This is a genomic window from Gluconobacter sp. P5E10, assembly GCF_018812145.1.
Classification (GTDB): Bacteria; Pseudomonadota; Alphaproteobacteria; order Acetobacterales; family Acetobacteraceae; genus Gluconobacter; species Gluconobacter cerinus.
In genome coordinates this window covers 1-25,833 of record NZ_JACRVZ010000011.1, presented here as the reverse complement: position 1 = coordinate 25,833, position 25,833 = coordinate 1, and the positions used below count along the sequence as shown (strand labels likewise).

Annotated in this window: 22 protein-coding genes; 8 read left to right on the top strand and 14 right to left on the bottom strand. The window is 54.7% G+C overall.

Features of this window, described 5'->3' with window-relative positions:
• Positions 1-50 precede the first annotated feature (50 nt).
• A complete protein-coding gene (locus tag KP707_RS15445; RefSeq protein ID WP_252348905.1) occupies positions 51-2,477 on the bottom strand; it encodes a TonB-dependent receptor in 2,427 nt (808 codons plus the stop codon).
• A gap of 260 nt (positions 2,478-2,737) precedes the next feature.
• Here KP707_RS15445 and KP707_RS15440 point away from each other — a divergent pair, with 260 nt between their 5' ends.
• Together KP707_RS15440 and KP707_RS15435 are read left to right on the top strand one after the other, a co-directional pair.
• On the top strand, positions 2,738-4,015 hold the full coding sequence (locus KP707_RS15440) for an MFS transporter (protein WP_215751771.1): 1,278 nt from the start codon (positions 2,738-2,740) through the stop codon (positions 4,013-4,015).
• Between the two features lies 1 nt (position 4,016).
• Positions 4,017-4,838 carry an IclR family transcriptional regulator C-terminal domain-containing protein gene (locus tag KP707_RS15435; protein ID WP_215769431.1) on the top strand — a complete coding sequence of 274 codons (822 nt, stop codon included), beginning with the start codon at positions 4,017-4,019 and terminating at the stop codon, positions 4,836-4,838.
• Between the two features lie 32 nt (positions 4,839-4,870).
• Here the strand turns inward: KP707_RS15435 and KP707_RS15430 are convergent, their stop codons facing one another.
• The 3 genes from KP707_RS15430 to KP707_RS15420 are packed head-to-tail and all read right to left on the bottom strand — an operon-like array spanning position 4,871 to position 8,507.
• Entirely contained in the window at positions 4,871-5,584 is a 714-nt protein-coding gene (locus tag KP707_RS15430; RefSeq protein ID WP_215751773.1) for an SDR family NAD(P)-dependent oxidoreductase, read from the bottom strand.
• Between the two features lie 22 nt (positions 5,585-5,606).
• The gene (locus KP707_RS15425) at positions 5,607-7,160 is read right to left on the bottom strand and encodes a hydantoinase B/oxoprolinase family protein (RefSeq protein WP_215751774.1); all 1,554 of its coding nucleotides are present in this window, start codon (positions 7,158-7,160) and stop codon (positions 5,607-5,609) included.
• A gap of 51 nt (positions 7,161-7,211) precedes the next feature.
• Entirely contained in the window at positions 7,212-8,507 is a 1,296-nt protein-coding gene (locus KP707_RS15420; RefSeq protein ID WP_215751775.1) for an FAD-binding oxidoreductase, read from the bottom strand.
• A gap of 173 nt (positions 8,508-8,680) precedes the next feature.
• On the opposite strand from KP707_RS15420, the gene KP707_RS15415 reads away from it, so the two are divergent.
• Entirely contained in the window at positions 8,681-10,741 is a 2,061-nt protein-coding gene (locus KP707_RS15415; protein WP_215751776.1) for a hydantoinase/oxoprolinase family protein, read from the top strand.
• 65 nt (positions 10,742-10,806) lie between these two features.
• On the opposite strand, the gene KP707_RS15410 is transcribed toward KP707_RS15415, so the two are convergent.
• Positions 10,807-11,625 (bottom strand): aldo/keto reductase, encoded by an 819-nt coding sequence (locus KP707_RS15410; RefSeq protein WP_215751777.1) that lies wholly within the window; start codon positions 11,623-11,625, stop codon positions 10,807-10,809.
• A 156-nt stretch (positions 11,626-11,781) separates the two neighbouring features.
• On the opposite strand from KP707_RS15410, the gene KP707_RS15405 reads away from it, so the two are divergent.
• Positions 11,782-12,204 (top strand): RidA family protein, encoded by a 423-nt coding sequence (locus tag KP707_RS15405; protein WP_215751778.1) that lies wholly within the window; start codon positions 11,782-11,784, stop codon positions 12,202-12,204.
• Positions 12,205-12,238: 34 nt separating this feature from the next.
• On the opposite strand, the gene KP707_RS15400 is transcribed toward KP707_RS15405, so the two are convergent.
• Positions 12,239-13,240 (bottom strand): LysR family transcriptional regulator, encoded by a 1,002-nt coding sequence (locus tag KP707_RS15400; RefSeq protein ID WP_215751779.1) that lies wholly within the window; start codon positions 13,238-13,240, stop codon positions 12,239-12,241.
• Between the two features lie 418 nt (positions 13,241-13,658).
• On the opposite strand from KP707_RS15400, the gene KP707_RS16900 reads away from it, so the two are divergent.
• Positions 13,659-13,937 (top strand): hypothetical protein, encoded by a 279-nt coding sequence (locus KP707_RS16900; protein WP_252348904.1) that lies wholly within the window; start codon positions 13,659-13,661, stop codon positions 13,935-13,937.
• 6 nt (positions 13,938-13,943) lie between these two features.
• Here KP707_RS16900 and KP707_RS16895 read toward each other — a convergent pair whose 3' ends face one another.
• Positions 13,944-14,150 (bottom strand): hypothetical protein, encoded by a 207-nt coding sequence (locus KP707_RS16895; protein WP_252348903.1) that lies wholly within the window; start codon positions 14,148-14,150, stop codon positions 13,944-13,946.
• Between the two features lie 348 nt (positions 14,151-14,498).
• Between KP707_RS16895 and KP707_RS15390 the strand changes: the two genes are divergently transcribed.
• Positions 14,499-16,010, top strand: coding sequence for a hypothetical protein (locus KP707_RS15390; protein WP_215751780.1), 1,512 nt, complete (start codon positions 14,499-14,501; stop codon positions 16,008-16,010).
• 278 nt (positions 16,011-16,288) lie between these two features.
• Here KP707_RS15390 and KP707_RS15385 read toward each other — a convergent pair whose 3' ends face one another.
• The gene (locus tag KP707_RS15385) at positions 16,289-17,392 is read right to left on the bottom strand and encodes a zinc ribbon domain-containing protein (RefSeq protein ID WP_215751781.1); all 1,104 of its coding nucleotides are present in this window, start codon (positions 17,390-17,392) and stop codon (positions 16,289-16,291) included.
• Positions 17,393-17,729: 337 nt separating this feature from the next.
• Between KP707_RS15385 and KP707_RS15380 the strand changes: the two genes are divergently transcribed.
• Positions 17,730-18,107: a nuclear transport factor 2 family protein gene (locus tag KP707_RS15380; protein ID WP_215751782.1), complete on the top strand. Its 378-nt coding sequence runs from the start codon at positions 17,730-17,732 to the stop codon at positions 18,105-18,107.
• Between the two features lie 176 nt (positions 18,108-18,283).
• Here the strand turns inward: KP707_RS15380 and KP707_RS15375 are convergent, their stop codons facing one another.
• Positions 18,284-19,084, bottom strand: a complete 801-nt coding sequence (locus KP707_RS15375) for an alpha/beta fold hydrolase (RefSeq protein ID WP_215751783.1) — start codon at positions 19,082-19,084, stop codon at positions 18,284-18,286.
• A 15-nt stretch (positions 19,085-19,099) separates the two neighbouring features.
• Positions 19,100-20,266: an MFS transporter gene (locus KP707_RS15370; protein WP_215751784.1), complete on the bottom strand. Its 1,167-nt coding sequence runs from the start codon at positions 20,264-20,266 to the stop codon at positions 19,100-19,102.
• A 94-nt stretch (positions 20,267-20,360) separates the two neighbouring features.
• Between KP707_RS15370 and KP707_RS15365 the strand changes: the two genes are divergently transcribed.
• The gene (locus tag KP707_RS15365) at positions 20,361-20,858 is read left to right on the top strand and encodes a MarR family winged helix-turn-helix transcriptional regulator (RefSeq protein ID WP_215751785.1); all 498 of its coding nucleotides are present in this window, start codon (positions 20,361-20,363) and stop codon (positions 20,856-20,858) included.
• A gap of 144 nt (positions 20,859-21,002) precedes the next feature.
• Here KP707_RS15365 and KP707_RS15360 read toward each other — a convergent pair whose 3' ends face one another.
• From KP707_RS15360 to KP707_RS15345, 4 genes are all read right to left on the bottom strand, one after another.
• A complete protein-coding gene (locus KP707_RS15360) occupies positions 21,003-21,560 on the bottom strand; it encodes a GNAT family N-acetyltransferase (protein ID WP_215751786.1) in 558 nt (185 codons plus the stop codon).
• 321 nt (positions 21,561-21,881) lie between these two features.
• A complete protein-coding gene (locus KP707_RS15355) occupies positions 21,882-24,539 on the bottom strand; it encodes a type I restriction enzyme HsdR N-terminal domain-containing protein (RefSeq protein ID WP_215751787.1) in 2,658 nt (885 codons plus the stop codon).
• A 222-nt stretch (positions 24,540-24,761) separates the two neighbouring features.
• Positions 24,762-25,088 (bottom strand): hypothetical protein, encoded by a 327-nt coding sequence (locus KP707_RS15350; protein ID WP_215769430.1) that lies wholly within the window; start codon positions 25,086-25,088, stop codon positions 24,762-24,764.
• Positions 25,089-25,553: 465 nt separating this feature from the next.
• Positions 25,554-25,833 (bottom strand): hypothetical protein (locus tag KP707_RS15345; protein WP_215769429.1); only part of this gene is annotated, 280 nt, incomplete at its 5' end.

Genomic DNA, 25,833 nt, shown 5'->3' with positions numbered 1-25,833 from the left:
GGCGGCGTAAAATATTGTTCTGATCCCGGGGTGAAGCGTTCCGGTTTCGCTCAGAAGGAAGACGAGATGTTGATGACAAAGGTCATGGGGGCTGCGAGGAAGTAAGCGGGTGTCGAGCCTGCGACGATCTGACCGTTCGTGGCGCGTGTTGGGCGTGCATTGGTGGTGACAGTACTGATGCCGCCAAGATAGGCCTTGTTCGTCAGGTTCATGAAGTTCAGACGAAGGACTGGCTCATGCAGGACAAACCATTTCGGGAAATGGTAACCCAGCCCCAGATCGACTGTCTTGTAGGCAGGCATCGACTGATCGTCCATGAAGGTCGAGTACTGGGAATCAACATATTTGAACGTTACGTTGGCGAAGAACGGTCCCTTTGTGTACATCACGCCGACATTGGCCATGAATTTCGGGCTGAAAACCGCGATTTTTCCGGCAGTGCGCAGGGTTCCCGAGGCCGTGTTGAAGTTGTTGTCCATCGTGGAATGGAGATATTGCCCGTTCACATAAGGCGCGAAGCCGTAGAACGGATGAAGGGATGCTTCTGCCGTCACGCCGCGTACGGTCTGGCCGCCTGCCGCGATGGCGGTGTTGGTTGAGGCCCCGTTGATGAAGGCCTGGGTCGTGACCTGGTGGTTCGTCAGGTTGGCGTTGAAAAATGCCGCGTCGAAATTGAAAGCGCCGTAGTAACGGAAGCCCAGTTCCTCGCTGATCGTGTATTCCATACGGGCATTGTTCGAGCCGCTCTGGGAGATGGCTCCCGTTGCGGTGCTGTAGATGTTGGGATAGGTCGACAGCGGAACAGGAGGCCGTGCGTTGGTTGTTCCGTTGATATAGACCTGCATTTCCTTGTTGATATTATACGAAACCGAGACACGCGGCATGGGTTGCGTGATGGCCTGAGAGAAATGGTATTGTGGCCCGGCAAGTTGGTTGGTCCCGGAGACGTAAAACATCATCTCCTTCACGCCGGCAGTAATCTTCAGCTTGTCATCAAAGAAGCTTTGCGTGTCCGAAACGTAGAAGTTGTTGATCATCGTGGACATCTGATATTTTGCGCCCGCAATGAGACTGCCATTCGTTCCGTAAAGCAGGTCCTTGCCCATATAGCTGGGTGCGTTTCCGTTAATATCCAGAGGCGTCACACCGGATGTTGCATCCATGTTCCAGTGATCGAACCAGTAGCCGAAAATCAGGTGATTGCTGTGGATCGGATCATACTGGATATAGGTGTTGACGCCTGTCTCGTATTCGCGCTGCGCCGTGTTCGCCAGACCGTTGACGCGTCCGTTGACGAGCGTCAGGCTGGACGTATCCAGAGTGACGCGCTGGTCTCCCGAGTAAAGGGAGGCGGGGTTGAGCGAAGTCTGGCCGGGGCTGTTGGAGAAATTCCAGTGGAAATAGGGCGTGACATGCAGGTTCAGGTGATGTGCGAGCGAGAATTCGTTCTGGAATGAAATCAGAATGCTGTTACGGTGATAAAGGTAGTTCTTCCAGTAGTTGGTCGTCACTCCAGGGGTATAAGTGGAAGCATAGTTTCCTACGGAGAAATTATTGTTCGTCTTCGCAGCGGTTTCGTAGGCTGCGAGCGTATAGGGGTTGCTGCGTGCATTCTTCCAGGCGTCGTAAGAAACGAACAGACTGCTGCGCCCGATGGAGCCCCACTCCTTGAGCGCCTTGAAGTCGACATGTGTTTTGTTGCTGCGCCCGGAACCCGCGAAGATGTCCGCGGCGGTATAGGACGCGGAACCGAACAGACGGATACCGGAATGACCGATATAGCCGCTGTCGAGCCGTCCAAAGACGCGTTGTGAGCGGTAAGACCCCGCTGCGTAGGAGACCATTCCGCCGGCTTTTTCTGAAGGATCCCGCACGGTTTCGATCAGTTCACCGCCCGAGGAGGACTGAACGGGATCGTTGATCCGGGACGTGCTGGGAATCAGCGTGATGTCAGACAGATTCTCATTGTCGGCATAGCTCTCGGTATAGGGATTGTAATAGGCCTGATCGACGCCCGGAATACCTTCGATTGTATAACCCAGCTGTGTCTGCTGGAAGCCGCGGACGCTGATCGTGTTGCGGATACTCAGGCCGAACGCATCCTGCGTGCCGTAATTGACGCCCGGCAGGGTGGAGACGAGCTGCAACGGCGAGGCGATGGCGGATTTGCGTGCAATGGCAGCCGCCGTGATGGAGCTTGTGGACTCCGGGGCGACCTGACGTTTCATGAATCCGCCCGCCATGCGCCGTCCGGCGGAGACATGGATCTGTTCAGGATCGGACTGCACCTTGACCACACCTGCCGCTCTGTGAGGCGCCGGATGGGATGCAGGGGGAGCGCTATGTCCGCTGTGAGGCCGGATGCTCTTCGCGGAGGATGTGGCCCCCTGGGCGCCGATGGGGGACATCGCACTGGCTGCAAACAGGAGTGTGGTTGCCGACAGGCGTCTGGAGAATGTGAAAGATGCCACTGACATGATCTCCGGTTTCAGGGCTCGCAGCGGTTTGCGATCGGTGGAGCGGGGTTGCTGTCGTTACGATTTTGAAAGCATCTTCTGAAGGGCGCCGGAATCCAACACATAGCTGTTATTCAAAAACTGCAGGTAAATCGTTCTGACGGCCGGGGCGGGTGTATAACTGATATACTGGTCGCACATCAGGAAATTGCATACTGTTGTCCTTAACGTTTCGGAAGGGAACCAACATGATAGGGGAACGACCGGGGAGGCAGGGCAGTTTGAGCGAAATTGACGCGGGTCTTGTCGACGAATTCGGGATGCGTCCTGTCCGGACGTCCTGGGGCGGTGGCTGGGTCATCCTTTTTGCCCTGGTGGCGCCGATCAATCTGCTCATGTCGCTGGACCGCCAGGCCATGACGCTTTCAGCGCCCCGGATACAGGCGGAATTCGGTTTCTCCCTCGTCCAGATTTCCATCATCATTGCCAGCGTATTGTGGACCTACGCGCTGCTTCAGATTCCGGCCGGCGCCCTGGTGAACCGTTACGGCCCCAGAAAATGTCTGTTTGTCGGCTGTCTCGCATGGTCGGTCGCAACGATCCTGACGCCCATGGGCAGTTCGTTTGCCAGCTTCCTGCTGATCCGTCTTGCGATGGGGGTCGGACAGTCTCCTGACTGGTCTTCGAGCATCGTGACCATCAACAACTGGTTCCAGCCCCGGCGGCGGGCGCGGGCGAACGCGGTTCTTCTGGGTTTTCTCTATCTGGGATCGGTGATCGGTGGTCCGATGCTGACGCAGATGACGGCGCATTACTCCTGGAAGCTGGGGTTTTACGTCTTTGGCGTGGGGGGCGTGATCTGGAGCTGCCTGTGGAGCATCTTCATGCGTGATCGGCCGGCCACGGAGGAGCCGACGGTCGAAGACGTGAAGCCGGCGGCAGACCGTGTGCCCATGAAACGGTTTCTGCGCTCACGGCAGTTCTGGTTCATCGGCCTTCATTACATGTGTCTGCTGACCATCCAGTCCTTTTTCCTGACGCTGATGCCGTTCTATCTCATGGATCACCGGCATCTTCAGTTTACGTCGATGGGATGGCTGTATTCCCTGCCATGGGCCTTCCTTTACGTGTCCGTTTTCCTGAGCGGCATGATTGCGGATGCTGTGCTCAGGCGGACGCGGTCCGTGTGGAAGGCCCGGACGCCTATGGGCATGATCGGGACGTTCTGTTGCGGTACGCTGGTTCTGGTTGGCGATCATGTACAGAATGTGACGGGCATGATCGTGATTTTCGGACTTGCCCTGGGCTGTTCCGGGCTCAGCCAGATTTCCATCTGGACCTCCGTTCAGGACCTGACGTCCGGGCAGGCGGGGATCGTGGCCGGATGGACGACGTTCTGGGGAAATGCGGCCAGTGGTGTTGCGCCAATCGTCATGGTGTATATCGTCAGGATGACAGGAAGCTGGTCCATGGCTCTTCTTCTGCCATTCATTGCGGGGATGATCGGTGCGGTCTGCTGTTCGGGCACGCATCCGGAACGCCCCATTGAAGGAACATAGCGTGGTGACATCGGTGTCGTTCGTCCAGGAGAGAGCATCGACGCGAAAGACGCGGGTACAGGATGCCCCCGCTGCGAAACAGGTCCAGTATTCCCAGAACTCCGATCGCGCCGCGCAGCTTCTCATGATTCTGAACGAACACGGGCCGCAGGGACTGGCGCTGGGCCGACTGGCCGAGCTTGTTTCAGCAGAAAAATCGGCCGTCCACCGGTCCCTGCAGGCCTTGCGAAGACATGGTCTGGTTGTGCAGGCGGCCCAGCGGGGCCGCTATCGTCTCGGCCCGGCAGCTCTGGCGCTGGGACGGTTCAGGACAAATCCCGTGGAGCGTATCCGGCAGTGGAAGCCCTATCTCGCCTTGCTGGGGCGGGAGTTCAGGGCCTCGGCGTTTCTGCTTGAACGTACGGGTCTGGATGCGATCATTACCGACATGTACATCACCGACAGCCGTCTGCCCGTTCTGGGTCATGACGGGCTGGGGGGGCGTCTGCCGCTGGGTTATGGCATGGGAAGCACGGTCATTCTGGCGAATCAGGACCCGGACAACCAGCTGGCGATCCTGCAGGCGAACGCATCGCGCTATCAGGAACTGAATGTTGATCTTGAGGCCTTGCAGGATCTTCTGGATCACGTTCGTGAGGCGGGCTACGATTCCCGACGTAACGCAGTGATCCAGGGCATATCCGGTATTTCCCTGCCCATCCTCGAAGGAGACGGGACATGCCGGGCGGCGGTGACCGTTGCCAAACCGACGGATGAACTGTCTGACCACGAGACCGGACAGATCGTCGAGAAAATTAGAAGTTATATCGAGTTCCTGTCCTGACGGCGGGGCTCTGATCGTCCCCTGACCTGCGATCAGGCCATGTCTTCATCCTGACAGGTGAAGCAGAGTTCGGAAACGCTGGCCGTGTTGGGCAGGTCGAGCGCTGTTGTGACCATGACAGCGATATCGGCAGGCTGTGTCATGTCCTGCGGTGTCCAGCCTGCGATGTCCCGCGTCATATCTGTGGCGACGAAGCTGGGGCAGACCACGATGGAACGGATTCCGCTGTCCCAGCCCGTGCGCCGGATTGCGGCGGCAAGGCCGGACGTGGCGAATTTCGTGATGGCATAAGTGCTCGATCGCGCGGATTTGACGCGCTTTCCCGACATGGAGGACAGCAGCACGACGCGCCCCCGGCCGCCAGCCGCAAGGGCGCTCCATGCTGCTCGGACCAGCCGTGTGGGAGAGCGGACGTTGACCTGGAACATACGCTCCAGATCGGTGTCGTCGGTTTCAAGGATCGACCCGGGGATCATGATGCCTGCTGAGAGGATCACGGCATCGATCCGGCCGAACACACGTATCGTTTCTGCCACCCAGGCCTCTTCTGAAGCTGGATCCGCAGCATCATACGGACAGGTCAGATGGGGTGCTGGAAGCCAGCTTGCATCTACGTCCCGCATGCCGGCGCTGATGCGCCAGCCCTGATCTGCAAGACGTTCCGCAATGGCGCGGCCGATCCCTCGGGACGCGCCCGAGATCAGGGCAACGCGCCCGGAGGGAAGGGGAGAGCACTGTTCCGACATAATGTGATCTCCTCGTTTGGGGTCAGAGAGCGTCCGGTGTTCCGTAGCCGCCCGCGCCGGGGGTTACAATTTCCACGATATCCGAGGGAGCGAGTGTGGCATTGCCACGGACCATCGGCGCCGTGCATTTCACCTGTGCCATACCGCCCGGACCGCCGCCATTCAGTCCCCAGGGTGCCGTCGAGAGGCGGGACATGCTGGTGGAAACGTAACATTCCTCTTCTGCCCGGTAAACGCGACGAAGGCCCCGGCCGCCGGTAAATTTGCCGTTTCCGCCTGAGCCTTCGACCAGTTCGTATCGCAGCAGGGTCAGCGGGTATTCCGTCTCCAGCGCTTCGATGGGCAGGTTTGAGGTGTTGGTCAGATGCGCCTGAACGCCGTCCAGACCATCCTTGTTGTAGCGCGCACCGGACCCGCCGCCGATGGTCTCGAGATAGATCCAGAACTTGTTGCTGCCCTTGCGTGTTCCGCTGAAGGTTGCAGAGCCGACGCAGCCATTGGTCGCTGCGGTGATGCTTTCGGGGCAGACAGGGGCCAGTGCTGCCATGATGACATCAACAACACGCTGGCACGTCGAAATCCGTCCCATGACGGCGGCGGGAAGGGCGCAGCAGAGCAGGGTTCCGGATTCAGCCTCGACATGCAGCGGGCGGGCCAGACCGGCATTGGGCGGGATCGTCGGATCGACGATCGATTTTATGGCGTAATACACGGTGGCCAGCAGAGCCGAACGCGTCATGTTGAGATTGGCGCGGACCTGCGGCGGGCTCTGAAAGGCGAGGGTCATTTCATCGCCCGTAATCGTGATCCGGCAGCCGATTTCCATGATCTCGGGATGGTCGATGGTCTCGAACAGATCGGAGGCCGTGTAGGTGCCATCCGGAATGGCTGCGATGCCCGCGCGCATCTTGCGTTCGGCATAATCCTGAAGGGTCAGACCTGCGCTGATCATGACGTCAACGCCGTATTTCGTGCAGAGGCTCTTGAAACGGCTGACACCGAGCCGGTTTGCAGCCATCTGGGCGCGAAGGTCGGAGATGCGCTCGTCCGGCACCTGACAGTTCAGGAGGATCAGGTCCTGCACGTCCTGTTGCAGAACACCCTGTTTGTAGAGCTTGATCGGCGGGATGCGAATGCCTTCCTGGAAGATGTGGGCATCACCCCGATCAGCGAAATCCGAATGATGTGCCGTGTTGATGGCCCAGGCCACGAGCGCCCCGGCCATGAAAATCGGTTCGGCCAGCACGATGTCGGGCAGATGCGTACCGCCGCCCACGAAGGCATCATTGCCGATGAACACGTCGCCCGGCTCGATCTGGTCTGCGGGATAGCGGTCCATGACGAGGGGGATGAATTCGATGAACGATCCCAGATGCATCGGGATGTGTTCGGCCTGACACAGCGTGTAACCGAACTGGTCGAACAGGGCGGTGGAGCAGTCGCGGCGTTCCTTGATGTTCGTTGAATAACTGGTGCGGACGAGAGCCTCGCCCATCTCTTCCACAACGGAAGCGAGCGCGCTTCCGATGATTTCGACGGTGACAGGGTCGAGGGCGATGCGCTGGAAAGAGGTCATGATGCAGGATCTCCGATGCGTCGTCAGGATAGTGAGAGAAGACAGGAAAGGTTAGCCAAAACGTGTGAAACTGAAGGGGGCCGGATCAACAGAGGTCGTCACGTTCCGGACAATCTCGGACAACAGCTTTCCGGCACCTGGTCCGATACCGAAGCCATGACCGGAGAAACCAACTCCCAGAACCAGCCCCGGAATTTTTTCGGCACGGTCGATGATGGGTACGGCATCGGGCGTGACGTCGATCATCCCACCCCATCGTTCCACTTCACGCATGGTGCGGAAGGGCGGAAAATCGCGTTTGATGATCCGTGCGGCTTCTTCCAGCAGGCCGTGCGACGGCTCGGGGTCCAGTGTGCGGATCTTTTCGAAAGGCGTGACACTGTCGGGTGTCCAGCGACGCTCCATTCTCCATTCGTCCAGGAACGCGCGGCTCAGACGCAGGCGCAGTTCCTTGTGGTTCTTCAGATAGGAGCCGGCAAACTGGCGCAGCTGACGGAAGGAATCGGGGGTGATTTCCGAAACACTCGCGTTCCGGCGGCTGATATTGTAGCCGCCCTGAATGTTGCGCCGGAAGGCAAAGTCGCTGCCGCCTACTGTTTCTTCTGGAGCGCCTTCCACATTGTCCACGCGCATGACGCTGCCGAGGACATTGAGCGAGGGAAGATTGATGCCTTCATTCCCCCCGAGAAGCCGCGACCACGCCCCCCCGGCGAGAACGACGGTGCTGCATCTGATGCGTCCGCGTTCGGTCACGACGCCCGAGATCCGGCCGCCCTGCCGATCCAGGGCACGGACGGCGCAATGCGTCAGAATGGCCGCGCCGTGTTCCCGCGCGGCTTCGGCGACAGCCGATGCAGCCATTGTCGGCTCAGCCCGGCCGTCCGTTGCGCAGAAGAGACCCCCCTGGAAGGCGCGCTGTGATCCCGCTGCCATCTCGGCCGTCCGGGCACCATCCATGAGTGTTGTCTGGATTTGGTACCGGTCGGCGATATCTTTCCAGTTCCGGAATTCGTCGAGCTGCTTTTCATTATCGCAGGCATAGAGGATGCCACACTGACGGAAGCCGGTTTCGCGTCCGGTCAGTCTGTTCATCTCACGCCAGAGATTGAGACTGCTCATTCCCAGAGGGAGTTCACGCTCGTCGCGCCCCATGACGCGGGTCCAGCCCCAGTTGCGGCTCGACTGTTCGCCCCCGATAACGCCTTTTTCGCAGAGCGCAACGGAAACGCCTGCGCGCGCCAGGAAAAAGGCGGTCGTCACGCCGATAATGCCGCCGCCGATTACGACGACATCGACCGCTTCGGGCAGGTTTTCATCCGATTTTACGGGAATGACCTTCGGCGCCATCTTTTTTCGTCCTCGAACTGAAAACAGGGTCGTTTTTTATCGATGACAAGACGTGCCATGACTCTTTGCGGCGTGTCTTGGCATAGCTGTTATTTCAAAACGGGTCTTATTCCGCGCCGAAAGAGGTGGGTATCCTCAACAGATCACGACGCAATCAATGAGCGGAGCGGAAAATGGCGTGGAGACTTGGTGTCGATTCTGGTGGAACGTTCTGTGACATCTGTCTTTATGATACGGAATCGAAAAGGTTTGCGATCTGGAAAGTCTCTTCGACGCCGGATGATCCGTCACGCGGAATTCTGACCGGCATCACCGAAGGACTGAAAACGGTTTCGGCCGAAACTTCGGAGATCAGTTTTCTGGGCCATGGGACGACTGTCGGCACGAATGCGCTCATCCAGCACAAGGGCGCGCTGACAGGGTTTATCACCACGGATGGCTTTCGTGATCTTCTGGAGATTGGCCGCCAGCAGCGTCCGAGCCTCTATGATACGCAGGAAGACAAGCCGGAAACCCTGGTGGCTCAGGCCCTGCGGTTCGAGGTGCCGGAACGGGTGCGGCATGATGGCACGGTGGAAGTCGCGCTTGATGAGGAAAGCGTGCGCGATGCGGCACGGGCCCTGAAAAAAGCAGGCGTCAAGGCGGTGGCGATCGGCTTTCTGTATGCATTCATAAAGCCGGAGCATGAGCGCCGTGCCTATGAGATCGTCCGGGAGGAGTTTCCCGAGGCCTTTACCTGCGCAAGTTATCAGGTCGCACCTGAGTTCCGTGAATATGAGCGCTTTTCGACGACGGCGGTGAACGCTTATCTCGGCCCGGTCATGGAAGTCTATATTGCCCGCCTGGGTGCGCGTCTTCTGGAACTGGGTCTCTCGGTTGCGCCCCGGATTACGCAGTCCAATGGTGGTGTCATCAGTTTCGATCTGGCGCGCGCCCTGCCGGTGCGAACGGTTCTTTCGGGGCCGTCCACTGGTGTTGTCGCGGCGCAGGCCATCGGACGCGTCATCGGCATCCCCAACATCATCACCTTTGACATGGGGGGAACCAGCACGGACGTTGCGCTACTGAAGGATGGCACCTGTCGTCTGACCGGTGAAGCGGAAGTGCATGGTTATCCGGTCAAGGCGCCCATGCTGGATATCCATACGGTCGGTGCAGGGGGCGGCTCGCTGGCCTATCGCGACAATGGCGGCCTGCTGAAGGTTGGCCCCCAGAGCTGCGGCGCTTTCCCCGGACCCGTCTGCTACGATCAGGGCAACCTCACACCCTCCACAACCGACGCCAACGTCGCATTGCAGACTCTCAATCCGGAATTCCTGCTGGGCGGCCGTATGGCGATCCGGCGGGATCTGACCATGGAGCGCATTGGTCTTCTGGCCGGGGAGCTTGGCATGGACGTGATGGCGACGGCGCAGGGCATCATCTCGGTCGTGACCGCCAACATGGCACGCGCCGTGCGTGTCATCAGCGTGCAGAAGGGTCATGATCCCCGTGACTATGCCCTGATGGCGCTGGGTGGAGCAGGGCCGTTGCATGCCGTACGTCTGGCACAGGAACTGGACATGAAGCGTGTCATTATCCCCCTGACACCAGGGGTGATGTGCGCACTTGGCCTGCTGCTGACAGACCTGCGGGCGGATTTTTCAAGCACGCAGATCATGGTCGCGCATCCGCGCATGTACACCGATATCGTGTCGATCTTCCGGGACCTGCTGAAACAGGCCAACCATTGGTTTGCTCAGGAAAATGTCCGTGAGGAAGATCGCGGGCTCAGGATGAGCGCGGATATGCGCTATGTCGGGCAGAATTACGAGCTGGCGGTGGACATGCCGGTTTCGATCGATTCCATGAGTGATGAGAGTGTGACCGATATGGTCCGCAGCTTCATCGCGACGCATGAAGCGCAATACGGCTTTGCCTCACAGACTGATCCGGTTCAGTTCGTGACCTTCCGTATCGAGGCGATCGGCAAGGTGGAAAAAGCCGCATTCACGACACATCCTGATGCCGGACCTGATGCACAGTCCGCCATTACGGGCGCGCGCGACGTGTGGTTTCCTGAGACGGAAGGCTTTGTGTCCTGCCCGATCTATGAACGCAGCCTGCTCAGGAGTGGGAATGAGGTCGTCGGGCCAGCGATCATCGAACAGATGGATGCGACGACAGTATTGCCGCCGGGAACGCGCGCCATCGTCGAGCCACATCTCAATCTCATTGTTGAAACGGGGCGTTAAGTCCTGCTTCAACACGTGGTTGAGAGGTCCTCTCCGGGCTTGCTCCCGGAGAGGACCTGAAGGCTTCAGAAATCTGCTGTCAGAGGGTCAGGACCGATGCGGCCGTCGGGACGGTCCATCGTCGCGATCTGGGCCATATCATCCGCGTCGAGTGTGAAATCGAAAACGGCGATGTTCTCAGCAATTCTGGAGGGCGTGACCGATTTCGGAATCACGATCAGGCCGCTCTGGAGATGCCAGCGGATGATGACCTGCGCCGGAGATTTGCCGTGCTTCTCCGCAATTTTTCCGATGATCGGACTGTTCAGTGTGCGCCCCTGTCCAAGCGGGCTCCACGACTGGGTATGGATGCCTTTTGAGGTGTGAAAGTCCCGCAGGCTGTGCTGCTGGAATTCGGGATGGAGCTCAATCTGGTTGAGTGCCGGGGTGACACCCGTTTCCCCGATAATCCGTTCAAGATGGGTTTGCGTGAAATTCGAGACACCAATCGCGCGAACACGGCCTTCGTCCCGCAGGCGGATCATGGCCTTCCAGCTTTCGACATAGAGATCGAGGCGCGGTGCCGGCCAGTGTATGAGGTAGAGATCGACTGACGCCCGGCCCAGCTTGCGGCTGCTTACGTCGAAGGCGCGGAGGGTTTTGTCGAAGCCCTGATCCGTATTCCAGAGCTTGGTTGTGAGGAAAATTTCGGGGTGTCCTTCCAGGCCTGTTCCGACACCTTCTTCGTTGCCATAGATCGCGGCGGTATCGACGGCGCGATAACCGGCAGCAAGCGCGCATTTCACGACATCCGCCGTCTGATCGACGGGAGTCTGCCAGACACCCAGCCCCAACTGAGGCATAGCGACGTCCCGGCCCAGGGAAATAATGGGTTGTTCAGTCATGATGCGAATTCCTGTGCTGAAAGGTCCAGTCCGTGTTGTTCCATGACGCTGGAAGGGGACCAAGGCGGTTTTATGTATAGCTGTTATGGAAGGAAAAAAATGCTGCGGTGAGCAATACTTTTTGATGAGACCTCTTCCTTTTTCGGAGAAAGACAGATGCCGGATATCATCAAGGTCAAATCAGGAAGCATGTACGAAGAGCGCAACAGCTATTCGCGACTGGTGGCAGTCGGTGACATGCTTTTCGTCGCCAATACGGCAGGTGTTGATTACAGAACGCGGGAAATCTCGCCTGACGTCGCGGTCCAGGCCCGGCGCGCGCTTCAGACGATCGAGGGGGCGCTCAATGCGGTGGGATCGTCTCTCGCCGATGTGGTGCGAATCATCACGCATGTTCCGGATCGCGCGAACATGGCTCCCGTGGCTCTGGTTCTGGGAGAGGTTTTCAAGGGGATTGATCCGGCCGCGACAATGGCCTGCACGCCTCTGGCACGCGATGACCTGAAGGTAGAGTTCGAAGTGACTGCAATCCGCGGTGTTTCACAGAAGCCGCAGGAATACCTCAGGATTTCAGTCTGAAAGCAGTGAGGTAGGCCATTCGTCCTGAATGGCCTCAGAGAACGATCTCTTCCGCTGCCTGTAAAGTGCCGTTAAGCGGGGACGCCGGGAGTGCACGTAGGTTTGTCTTCGGGCTTCTAGGGATCTGAGGCCAGAGAAAATCATCCTGAACAGTTTCAATCATTTTCTTGATCTGGGTGACAAGTCCGGTGTTAACCGGGCGGCTTTGGGACGCTGCGAGTGCGATAGTGCGGTAGAGTGCGGGTTTCGTGATCAATCGGCAGCGGAAATAGCCGGAGAGAATTTCGCGTTTCAGGGATGCTGCCGGCAGAAGGGTCGCTGCCATGCCGGAAGAGACCACCTGAAGCATGGAAGAATAGGAATCACATTCGCACTGCACCGTCAGATCAAGCGCGTTCCGGTTGGCCCATGTGGCGACGATCTGCCGCAGGCCATGGCGTTTCCCTGGAAGAACCAGCGGGATGCTGGTAAGTTCTGCGGCTTCGATTGTCGCATCGGTCTCTGGTGTTTCCAGGCCGTCCATACAGGCTTCGATGAGATAGAGGGGCTGCGAGAATACGGCTTCCAGATTGGGATGAGCAATACCGGGTGCATCATAAAGCAGTGCAACATTCAGCGAACCGGCATTCAGGCTGTTCAGCAGATCGCCGTTGCAGCCATCAAGGAAACGGAGTTCGGCATTTGCATGGGCGTCGCGCAGGGCACGGGCGAGCGGTGGCAGCAGAATGGCGCTGACGCTGGCAGGCATTCCGATGGCCGCAGAGTCCAGATGGTCCGGGGAAAGGAGGCGAATCTGGTTCTGTGCTTCCTGGATCTGGCGGATGATCGTAGCACCAAGCTGCTTCAGGCGTTCACCTGCCTGTGTCATGACAACGCCGCGGCCATTTCGATAAAGGAGCGGAACCCGCAGTTCTGTCTCAAGTTCACGGATATGGCGGCTGAGCACGGGTTGAGGGCGACCCAGCTGGACAGAGGCGCGGGAGAATGAACCACATTCCGCTACAGAAATGAAATATTCCAGATCCCTGACATTCATCGCTCAACCTTTCTCGTACGGCCTTACGCCGGATGACGACTTGGAAATGCTGAACCGACCGCAATCGGAAGCGGTGAGCCCGAAGCCCCGCACCGACATTGAGGCAAATATATGATATCAATGTCAAACCATATTCTGTTTTCCACAACAGAAAAAAAAGATATTCCAATTATAGCAATTTTAAGTGCCTAACCAGTTCTATTATTTGCCATAAAATATGGGCTGTAGAGGAAGGTGGCGGGTCTTTCTGGACTGGTGTTGTAACTGCCGGCCAAGTGTCGGATCTAATGTTGAAAGCTGCCGTCGTCTATCTGTTGCCTGTAACCTCCCGGCCGTTTTGGGACAGGAGTAGGCGTATGGTGCGATGCATCGGTGATTTCATGATGGCGAGGGGAGAGAGAGACCAGTATTCTATAGCTTGTCAGGCCAGATCCGTCAGGAACGGAAGGACTACTACGCCATCCTTGAGGCCACGCAGAAGAGGGATATGGACATTACGCCTTGGCTGCTTTGGTTTCTAGGGCTGGATCGCGCCTTTGATGGCGCTGAACTGGTTCTGGGAAAGGCCATCCAGAAGGCCCGATTCTGGGACAATCTGGCCAGACAATCGATCAATGAACGGCAGCGCGTCCTGCTGAAGCGTTTGCTGGATCGGTTCTGGGGCAAGCTGACCTCAATCCAAATGGGCGAAGCTTGAAAGATATCACCGGACATGGCCCTGCGTGATATCAGTGATCTCGTGTCGCGCAATGTTGTGGTTCGGGAAGCTGTGGGAGGAAGAAGCACCAGCTACAGGCGGGTTTTCTCTGAAGCGTGAACCGAGATTTGCCCCCAATGCTTTGGTGTCCTCCGGATCGCGGGAAAGGCGATCTAGCGTCTCTGTCACAGTAAGAGAGTGGCCGTAGGGCATGGGGCCTTCGGCTTTTTCGGAGTAAGAGCGATGAAGAATCAAACGAAGGTGAAGAAAAAACTTACAGTTTTTCAGTCATCTAGCTATGCTTCTAGACGGTTAACTAACCCGCTGACAAGCAGCGGCTTTCTTTGGTTGCAGGCCCCCGCAACCACTTCCATCATAACTCAATCACAATCGACTGCTGACGCAGATGTCCTCGCGTCATATCAGTCGTTTATTTGTGTCCCGATCCTCGAAAGAGGGCCGGGCGATTGCGCGTGTCTTCATGACGCCGTGGCCCACAGGGCCGCCTCCCAGACCTGAAGTCTTTCCCGTTTTTCGAAACTTCATCTAGAGGAGGCCAATATGGCCGATAAAATAGAGCGCATCGACTGCCTGACGGCGATGTATCTCAAGCTGGCCGCAGCGCCGATAAACGCAGCAGCATTAACGGCAGTCGCTCGCGATTTTGAAGCTGATGCCAAGTTAGATGCCAAGTTAGATGCCTGGTTAAGGTACTATGAACGCTCTCGCTCAGGCCCGAAAACCCGCGAGGCAAGGGACATGGGTACGGCTGACCTTGAGAAAAGACGGCTTGCTTGGTTGCGAGATTTTGTCCGACGCCGTTCGCTGACATCCGAAGTCGAGATATGGGACCTCAAAAAGGAGGCTTGGGTCGACCTTGATTCTGTCCACAGAGCTCCGTGCCCGGATGTGATAAGAGGAAAGGTCACTTTCGATCAGATCAATGCGGAGATCGTTCAACTCATTGATCCAGCTAACTATTACACAGAGGCTCAGCGCCTTGAGTGGCTCAAGAGCAATATCAGACGCAGACCCGATCATAGTGTCATTGAGATGTGGGACGCCAAGCAGATCCTCTGGCTCCCGTTAAGCGACGCTGAACTGACGAACGTTTATCCTGTCTATGTGAGAGGGGATGTGTCTGACAGGCGGGTGGGGCTTGAGTTCATTCAGGTTCTTGAATCGCTCGTACCCCACAGCGATGAGGATCCGGTGGTTAAGCGTGCCCTTCAGCAGAGAACGGCAGGTTCATTTTACAGCGATGTCCAGCGTCGGACATGGCTGCGTGACTATACGAGACGCAACTTGGAAACAGACTGTCTGGAAATTTGGCATGTTCTGCACGACGCATGGGCCGTAGTGACGCGCGAGGCCCTCACTGGTCTCTGTCCCAGTCAGGTGAAGGGGAGCGTCTCCGACGACCATCTCTGGGAAGAGATCGTGGACGCTGCTGATCTGGCTCCTTCATACGAAGGGAGATATCCGCCGATACGACACTATACAGATGACGATGTGATCCTTTGGGCTTGGCAGAATTGCCGATATTGCGATGCCGAAGGTCCTCTTCGGGCTGAAATATACTCCGTCATGGAAGGTAAATGGTGTCGCACCGCTGGCGGGGCGTGGAAAGCGTATTTGCCGCAGGCTCTGACAGTTGGGCGGGATGATGGTCAGATGCGGCGTCTGCTAACTATGGGTACACAGAGCCTCTATAATCTGCCGTTTCCGTATGGGGGCAAGGCGACGATGACAGTGGAGGAGGTCGCCTCCGATCTGCTCTTCGGGGGTGTTGAAACCGGTCTATCTCTCGACACAACGTCAGAGACAGTACCTTTGATGACGCGCATTCAGGAACTGACGGGTCCTGTGCTGCGCGAACAACTGGGCGCCGACATGCAAGGGGGTGTGACCATGGCGAAGATCGCCGCTGAAGTGCTGGATTATGAGGCAGCGCTTAAGCCTGCCGAACAGGCGCATCTGGCGAGACGTCTTAAGGATCTTGGATGGGTCCAGCGCCGAACGGCCGCTGCACGCTTTTGGTGTCCACCGGTAGGTTCTACTCGATCAATTTGAGCAAAAAAAGGTTTTCAAACCCTCCAGCGTATTACTGTTTTCTAAAGCTGAGGCTTGGCAATGCTGCTCGATCATCATCGCGATCGAGCAGCACTTCGTTGTTCGGCCGTGAGAGCAGAGAGGCTCATAAAAATTCGTGTCAGGCGAAATTTTGTAATTCTAACAATGCTCTCTCTTCCGAAAGCAGTTGGTCTGCTTACGCCTACATTTCGGTCGTAAAAATATGCCTTCCGGAGAGCTGGAAGCAGACATCAAATTCTAGCATTAGCATTATGTTTTCATGGGTCCATTGAATAAAAAAAGTCCAAATCGGTCGTTTCAAGAATCATTTTTTGGGCATCATCTTTGTCTGTTGTCGGATCAAAAAATTCCGCATTTATCGGCCGGCCTAGTGATTTAGACAGTAAAACAGAGAGATTATTGGCCAACGCAGTATCTTGCCGATGAAAATAATAGATAGTATCTTCCTGTTTAATCTTACTAAAAAAAAGAGCCGTATACATAGGGCCTGCGGTTCCGAATGATTTATAAATTGGAGTTATTCCCAATTTTTTCATATCTTCTACAGCATTGGTGACTTGATTTTTTGTCAGCTTGGGAATTACCCAAGGATGAATAGAAAAATAAATCCATTTTTCGTTTGATTTTTTCGCATTTACTGTACTCCAGCGATTTCCGCCGAACGTCACATAACGCGCCGCACCAAGTCCAGGAAATGCTTGTTCAATACCAACAGCATCAGCCCGATGGGACACTTCAACGGCAGATGCCGTTAGGGATTTCTCTATTGCGTCCAGTCGTCGAGATAAGTCGGAAGCTCTTGTGAGTTCAGCTTGAAGCTTTTTTTGTACATCGTCTTCACTTTTATCAAACTGTACGATTTTTGCAGAAATTTCTCCCCCTCGTGAAGTTATTCTATCTGCTTGCGACTGTAAGTCTTTAGATAGCTTATCCGTGCGTTTCTTGAGTGCATCAGCTGCAGCTGCCGTTTTTGAGATCGTATCTCTTTCCGCTTGCACAAGTTTGCTTGCATCTTGCACTTGTATGATGGCTTTATTGGAAATGGTTTTTATTTTCCCTACCGTATCACCATAAGTCTTGAATCCAAGATAACTGAGCAAAGCTATGATTGTAACAACAAGCGGAAATGCGACGATAACCGCCCGCTTGACCCGTTTCCAAAATAAATCTTCTGCTTTGTCGGCAACGGTGCTGACAATGACCTCTTGATCCGATAGCTTTTTCTCAAGTTCCTGACTGACACGTCCTCTTACATAAACATCGATGTCCGCACTTGTTGTGAGTGATGCGACCTTGGTCCCGCAGTTCGGACAAAATGTAGCATCCTGAGGGAGTTCTTCTGCGCAAGAGGGACAGATCATTCAAGCCTCAAATATTAATTGTATTATAGTGGCTAGATGTAAATTTATTGGAACCCTAGCTGTCAGATTTTGCCCGACCTGATACAGAGAAGCAATGATCTTATCTCCAAGGCCAATAGGCCCTTTATGGTCTTTCATAAAAAGAGACGTCTGCTTTCTTAATTTTTTCTATAAAACAGACCTACCGTTCCCCCACTGGACTGCCTGTCCGCTCAAGGAATATGAAGCAGACAGGCGGCACTCGCCCTCTTTACGGTCATTCCAAGTCTGTTAACTTCATCCCGGAAGCAGACTTCGATGAAGGTAATCGATCTGTGCAAGTAGGGGGCTGATAACATTGGAAATCGATACGCAGTCATGCGACGAAGCTGAAATTATCCGTCGGCAGTTGGATGCCTATAATGCACGTGACATCAAAGCCTTTATGGCATGCTGGGCACCAGATGCAGAGGTTTATGCTTGGCCAGATACTTTGCTTGCTTCAGGCGCGGAGGCCATCAGAACGCGACACGTTGAACGCTTTAAAGAGCCAGATCTGTTTGCCAAATTGATCAGTCGAGTGGGTGTGGGCGGATTAGTCATAGATCGTGAAGTCGTGACCCGGAACTTCCCCGAAGGACGCGGTACGCTGGATGTCATTGGCATATACGAGCTCGAAAGCAACAAAATAAAACGCGCTTGGTTTAAGCAGGGCACGCCTGTGTTAACAGGTTGAAGGTACGTTGGCAGCAGTCGCCTCATGTCGGTCATAAGCGGAGCCGTTCAAGCTTCCGAAAAGCGGACGGTCTGCAACAGTCCTCGTTATCGGCCGATATGGGTCCAATTAATCTTGGGACGTGTCAAAGCACACCTCTCGAAAGGGCCGTCTTGGCGTGAAAGTCATATTCGTGGTTACACTTTCTGCAGAAATTCCAGCATCTGAGTGGTGAACACTTCGGCTGTATCGACATTGGAGATATGAGCGGCATCTTCAATCAATACAAAATCCGCGTTCGGAACACTGCTGGCCATGCAACGACTGGTCTCAGGCACGGACATTCTGTCGAGACCACCAGCAATAAAGAGGGTTGGCATCGTCAACTTCCCAAGGCGCTTTGAAACATCGAATGTCCCGATCCCACGCGCCACATGCGCGAGAGAAGGGCCATCGACCGTAGCGGCGATCCCATGCCAGATCTGGTAAGTCCGTAATCCCTCTGCGCTTTTCTGGAAAGCCGGGGACACAAGAGAAGGCCAGTTCTGCTCCAGACGAATAATAGGACCATACGGTTGTTCGAAGACCTGGGCCCATCCTTCTGCCATATCCTGAAATGCGGCTGTCGCTGTCTTGTCGAAGCTGTTGGCCACGACCAGACGTTCGACTCTGTTCGGATACCGCAAGGCCAGTTCCAGCGCGATCATGCCGCCCAGTGAGAGACCGACGACGTCCAGATTACCGACACCAAGATGGGTGAGCAAAGCCTCAAGATCATTGGCGAAATCGTCCACACTGAACGGCGCGTTCAGAAATCCTGATGCACCGTGCCCCGCATGATCCGGCACAATGACCCGAAAGCCTTTTTCGACCAGAGCTGGAATCTGCGGTCCCCAGGCGCGACCGGAATTACTGATCCCATGCAACAGAAGGACCGGGCGCCCCTTTCCGAATTCCATGTAATAATTACTGCGACCTTGTACGGTATAAAACGGCATGGGAATTTCCTTCTCTCAGGAGGGGAATGAGATCCAGTCTTGTGGCTGGAAACGGACAGCCATCAGCATCATGACCAGACAGAGGCCAGCCATCAGCCACCAGGCTGGCGTGAGATCGGTGAGGGTCTGCCGCAGAATTCCTGCCATCAGCGGCAGCAGGGCCGCGATGACATAGCCGCCGCCCTGCACGAACTCCGCAATTGCTCCGGCATCCGCCGCCTGCTCGCCGTGATCCATGGCGATAATCAGGGAAAGCGGGAAGAGAGCTCCGATCCCGAGCCCTGCCAAAACCGCCGCTGGCCAGACAAGCGTCAGAGGGGTGAGACACAAACACAGCAGACCTGCCAGCAGTGCGCCAATAGCCCCGAACAGGGCTATGCGGCGATCGGGGCAATGATGGATCCAAAATGCAACGACGATGCCCGCAAAAACTTCGGCACAAGTGACACCGCCGAGTAACATCCCGGCAGCCTGCGCCGACCAGCCGAGATGAGTATAGAAAGGCGGCAACCATGCAAGGACGAGGGTATAAGCGCCCGTTCCCAGACCGAAGAAGCTCAAAAGAAGCCATGCCCGAGGCACGCGATAAAGGCTTTGTTCCCTGAGCGGAACTCGTCTCGCATTTACTGAAACGGGCCATTTACCCCATGCAGCAAGGCCCAATACGGCTAAGAAGCTCCACAGACCCAATGCTGTCGGCCAACCAAACGCTTGGGCAATCCAGGGGCTGGTTACACTGGAGATCAGCGCTCCTCCCATGATCCCAGTGGAATAAAGCCCCATCAGATTTGCGGTTCTGGCCCCGGCTTGGCGTCTGATGACCGAAGGCATGAACGCCTGAACAATCGCGATCCCGACACCCCCCAGAATGGCTGTCGCCATCATGACGGCGGCGTGTGGCCACACCCATCGTCCCAGCCCAGCAAGTCCGATCAGCCCAAGACCCGCCGTAATCCCATTGCGTTCCCCAATCAGAGATCGAAGCCGGGAACCACACAGAAGGCACAACCCCATCAAGGCCACTGGAAGTGTTGTCAGCAATCCCGCGTCGGTATCACTCAACCCTGTGTCATGCTGGATGACATCCAGCAGAGGGCTGAGAGACGCCAGAACAGGTCGAAGATTGATGGCAACCAGTACGATCACGGCCGGGAAAAATCCTTGGTTCCAATATCGCGTCATGGTGCCCTCGTTACTCTGCCACTTGCTGGATGATGGGAAAAGGAATAAATCTTGACGTAGAGATAATATATCTTGACGTCAAGATAGGGTGAATATGGATCGCGCGACGAAGGCTGCTGAACAATGGGCTCAGGAACTGCCTGATCTGGAAACAGGTCCCATGGTTCTACTGGGGCGTCTGGGAGAAGCCGCGCTGATCATCACCCGCGATCGTCTCAATCCGGTTTTTGCAAATTTCGGGCTCCAGCCTGGAGAGTTTGACGTGCTGGCAACACTCAGGCGCAGTGGTGCACCCTACGCACTGACACCAACCGCTCTTTATGAAGCTGCGATGATTTCGTCCGGCAGCATGACAAACCGGATTGACCGACTGGAAAAATCAGGACTGGTGGAAAGACGCCCTAACCCCATTGATGGACGAGGCACACTCGTGGGTTTGACGGCCAAAGGACTTGCCACGATCGATCAGGCTGTTGAAGTACATGTCAAAACACAGCATGGTGCGGTGAATGGTCTGAACGAAGAAGAACAGAGCCAGCTCTCACAGCTTTTAGGGAAATTGATTATTTCGCAAAAAACAACGATAGATTGAGAACATTAAACCTCGAACTCTTCTTATGAAAACATTTGTAATCTGTCTGTTTACTTAGCAATACAGGATCAGATAGTCATTTATCTCATACATGTCGGACACAGTTGACCAACCCTCGTTACTCGAATAGTGGCCACTTGATCACTATTTTTGGTGTGCGATGCGCCTCAGATCGAACCGCATGGCACACCGAGAATCCTTTGGAAATCCATGGCTATGCTCACTATCGAGGACGGATGCCAGACGCTGATCCAAAGTTTTATTGGGGAGGATCACAAAACCCATTTTGGAGTAGAATGGCGCATTCCACGGAACTTCTTGGAAAGTGGTTAAGGTTATACCCGTCAGTTTTTTGCGCAGAGCCCATTGCTCAAGATGCCGAAGTAAAGCTTTTCCGATCCCATATCCCTGCCAGGGCAACGCAACTGACATCTCGAGGATATGAACATCATCGTGTTCTACGGAAGCTGTCAAAAAACCGACAGGCGTATCCATTGCATCAACAGCGACCCAGCATGTCCCTGTCCGTACAGATCTTCGATGCGCGTCCGCGGACATTGCATCTGAGGTCGCAATCCACGTCAGCGCCGGCAAAGACCTGAAAGATTGTGCTGCAGAAATCTCAATGGCAGGCAACTGCTCTGCCTCCGTCAGGCGGGCGTCGCGGATCTGAAAGGATTGCTTCTCGGCACGTGAATTCATAGTCTAACACCCTGCATGAGCATGTTTACGCATATAGACCGATCATATTGGACAACAAGTCTTTGCATTGTTCGTGCCAAATTACCGCTTGAGTTTCATATAGTTTAAGGTTGTGGAAACTGCTCGTTTCGACGGCAAGTTTTCGCCGCAAACGATGTCTGCCCTTACGATTTGCAGACTAAAACCGGACCTTCTGCTTTCCCTCCTGAGCAGACAGGCAGATCAGGGGGGGGGGGGGAAGCGGAATGTCGGCTTTAATGTGGTGTTAATAGAAAAGCGGCCATTCATACTATCGAGCCGGCATCTAGGAAAATACTATCATCAAGAAATAGGAATGACCGCCATCCTTTGTAGATAAGGATCAACGCTAATTACTTTTACAGTCACAGCTTTTCCTTCGTTGAAGGCCGGATCATGCTGGTAATCGGAAGGTAATTTGCTGGCGGGCATGAGCGCATCAAGACCTGGCTCCATCTGAACGAATACGCCGAAGGCCTTCACGGCCTTCGCAGTTGCCGAATGCGTGCTACCAACCGGAAACTGCTTGTAGACGTCTTGCCATACGGGCGGCACCGTCGCCCGCTCAAAGCTTTCGATGCTGTTCCAACTCTTTGTTAGGTCGGTCATCTCATCGAAAAGCTCGGGTGAACGAAACGCACATACAGCGGCTCTCTCCCTATCTTTCGAAGCAGTGATGACTTCCAAAAAATCCCTCGCGTTGTGCAATGTCGTCAAGTTGGAATAGTGCGTGTCCTCGTCGCGAATCCTTAATGCGATCTTTTCGGCAATCTCCTTGTTGAAATACCAACTGTCCTCCGCGATGGCAGCCAGATAATTTACATCCCCCATCATCTGGTTGTGCACCAGACCGGCCGGAGCTAGAGCGACAAGGTCTTCGTCTGACAAATTTTCAACTCGGAAATCTTCTGTCACCACGCAGAGGCCACGAACGAGAGCTTCGAGCTCGCGGTCGAACACGCTGTCTTCAACTCCGAAGCCAGAAAGCTTTTCTCTAATCGATCCGATCTGCTCATAGCCTTTGAGGCGTTTCGGGCCGAACTGATCCATCTTTTTGAGAAGAAAGCGAATAATCATTAGGCGAGTAAAGTAATTTGTGCGAGCGTCGTGCTCATCAATGCTAAGCATATTTTTTAAATATGCGTGAGTGCTGTTATAGTAGCGTTGATTTAACCTAAGAAGAACTGTTGTTACTAAACGAAGCGGAAGTACATACTGCCCCTTTGATTGCCTTATTTTAAAAAATTCCTCTTCACCGATATGGCCGCTAGTGCAGAATTCAAGGAATATCTCAAGAGCTCTCCGCATGTTTCGACCCGAAAGGCCGACGATTAGTCGACGGACGTGGAGGCCATGTTCGAAAATCGACCTCATGATCGATGATAGATAGTAAGCCTGCTCGGATGCCGGATAGTCCACATGCATTCCGTTAGGCAAAGCATAGCGAAGGGTGCGATTACCTTCGGCAGCAATTGAATTCAGCGCCATCTGGATGCGGCTTTGAAGAATAGCCTGGAACAGCGGCGGTTCGATTCGGAACACCATGTCTTTCAGCGCCGTGTCGAGGGGGGGTTCATTTCTATGGTTGTCATAAGTCTCCTCGCGAAGAGGCAGCACGACGAGCCCAGTAAATTCGCGCTGTAACCATTGCGCCGTCTCAAACATCAGGAGTTGCTCGTCTCTTAGCCTCTTGTCGCAATTGTCGAGCACGATGACAAACAGCTTGCCAGATTCCGTGGTCAAATATCGAGCTAACGCCAACGCCGACTTGTGAAGGTCATTCGACAAGGAAGACAGAATATCGGCGAGCTTCGCATTCCAGGCCGTATTGTCCTTCTCCAAGAGTCGGCCAACGCCCTTTCTGAAGGCATTGACGCTAGGAGCGTGCACCGATTTCAGAACACTAATGTCATCAAAATCAATTTTCGGATGAGCTATCTTCAGCCCTTCGATGATTTCGCGCCGCAGCCAATCGTATATTTCCGTTCGAGAGATCGGTGCTGGATTCATGTTTATGCGGATCCAGACCGTCTTCGCTTTCACGTCTGCAGGAAGCGCAACTTCCTGCAGATAATCCACGAAAGTAGTCTTGCCGGCCCCCGCGCTGCCTATCAGCAGGAGGATCTGTTGCTCTAGTTTCCTGCCTGACCGGAAAGTCTTGACGATTTCCGAGGGTTTTCCAGTGTTCTCCAGCGTCTTGGACTGAGACACCGACGGCGGGGTAGCGGCGCGAATGATCCTATCGATCGGCTCAATGTATCGCTCCCTCCGTTTTGAAGGAATGTATCCGTGCTTCGCTATAGCAACACGGTCCTCGTGGTTTATTGGATTAAATATGTGCGAGAAATCAGCAGATATCGTCGCACCAAAGTTATTTATCGGGACTTCTTCCCGCTGAATGGCTGAGCCACCGACCAGTTTTCTTGGCTTCCACAGACGTTGTGGCCGAAATCGGGGAACAATGGCGTGGTACATGTTCTTGACAGCACTCTCGCTATAGCCCTGCAAAAGCTGCCCCATTAACTCGCTCGTGGGCTCTACGTCATCGTAACCCATCTCAAGGGTAGGCTTTGCTTGATCTGCATGCCCTGCCGTGAGGCGCCTACCATCCACAGCAATGATGAGTGAACAAGGGTTTAGCTTTGTAGGGTAGGAAGAGTTCAACTCCGCCGCATACAGCCTCGCCTCCCGAAATGCCTCCGAAAGATCACTCCCCGGTACTTTCGCTTCTATGATCAGCATAGGGAGACCACTTACTGTGACAATGTAGTCTGGGTAGTAGATCTTGCGGCGTTCGCCCTTGTCGATAGCGAGCCCCTTCACATTCGCTTTCGTATGAATGTCGGAAGGCTGGTAACCTAAGCCGCTCGGCAGATCCGATACGAGCAACGGGAAAACAAACTTCTGTTCGACGTCGCTTTCCGTTTTGAGCGCTGATAGCGCCGGCTTGGCAAACTGCATCTAGGACCAACCTTTCGTCTCGTTTTGCAGTTGTAGCAGGCTTATTCCTCAGCACAACGGAGCGCGATCCCAGAGTCTACAGGAGGAATAAGAATTTCTTGCAGACAGTCCGCTTTCCGAAAACTAGAGGTGCTCTCCTAACAACCGAGATGAGGCGGCTGCAGTCCGTCGGGTAGGTTGGGTCCGATGCGGAAGCATGGGTAATTGGCATAGCAATGCGCCTCAATCGGCATTTCTAAAAAAACGTGCAAAATCATTTAATTTGCCATTTTCTATGCCGCGTGTAATGGCAATTTTATCTCCGACAGTAAATACAACTATATCAGCGGAGTCATAAGGGTATCTATTTGACTTTGATTTGACCGCATCTCGAACGAAGTTTCGGATCGTAGTTACATCATGAGTGGTTTTGATAATGCAAAACTGTCCAAAGTCCTTACAAAATCCTTCTTTTCCATATTTTTGCCTAATATCCTTGTAGATTTCTGCATATATATTAGAGCCTTGATCGCCGCCGTGAATGTCAAAAGTAACAAGAAATTTCTGCATTGCTGTTATTTCCTGTGTTGATATTAAAATAAACGGATGTCACGAGTTCGGTCACTACGACAATCACCTCCATACCCGAGCCGTCACCGAACCTATTCTAGATGAACTTAAACCNTTAGAGCCTTGATCGCCGCCGTGAATGTCAAAAGTAACAAGAAATTTCTGCATTGCTGTTATTTCCTGTGTTGATATTAAAATAAACGGATGTCACGAGTTCGGTCACTACGACAATCACCTCCATACCCGAGCCGTCACCGAACCTATTCTAGATGAACTTAAACCATTGATAACCAAATCGCTCCGAGGCAAGGAAGACTGCATGTAGAGGACACCCGGTCGACAACACGATCAGGCTCGGACGTTTGCAGCCAATCCGAAAAAATGCCCGTTATATGATTGATCTTTATGGTAATTAATTATCGTAGACGGGGCGGCATGTGCCTGTAGTTGAGAAGGTATGTGAATTCAGGCGCTGAAGTAACTCTCTCCGCTGATCCCGGCTCTATCGAAGAAGGCTTGGTTGCGACCACGCGCATCCGCTAGGAGAGCATCCCAGCCGACCAATTCAATCGAACCGCGAAAGCCATCCCGGGGCTGGTAGACACGCCCCCGGCCATCCGCGGTCCTTTGCCAGCTATAGGTCCATTCATCGAGTTTACCGATGATATCGGCAACAATAAAGCAGTAGAACACGGTGCGGTCATCGAGTTTGATTGGCCGCCCTTTGACATCGGACATGCTCCCG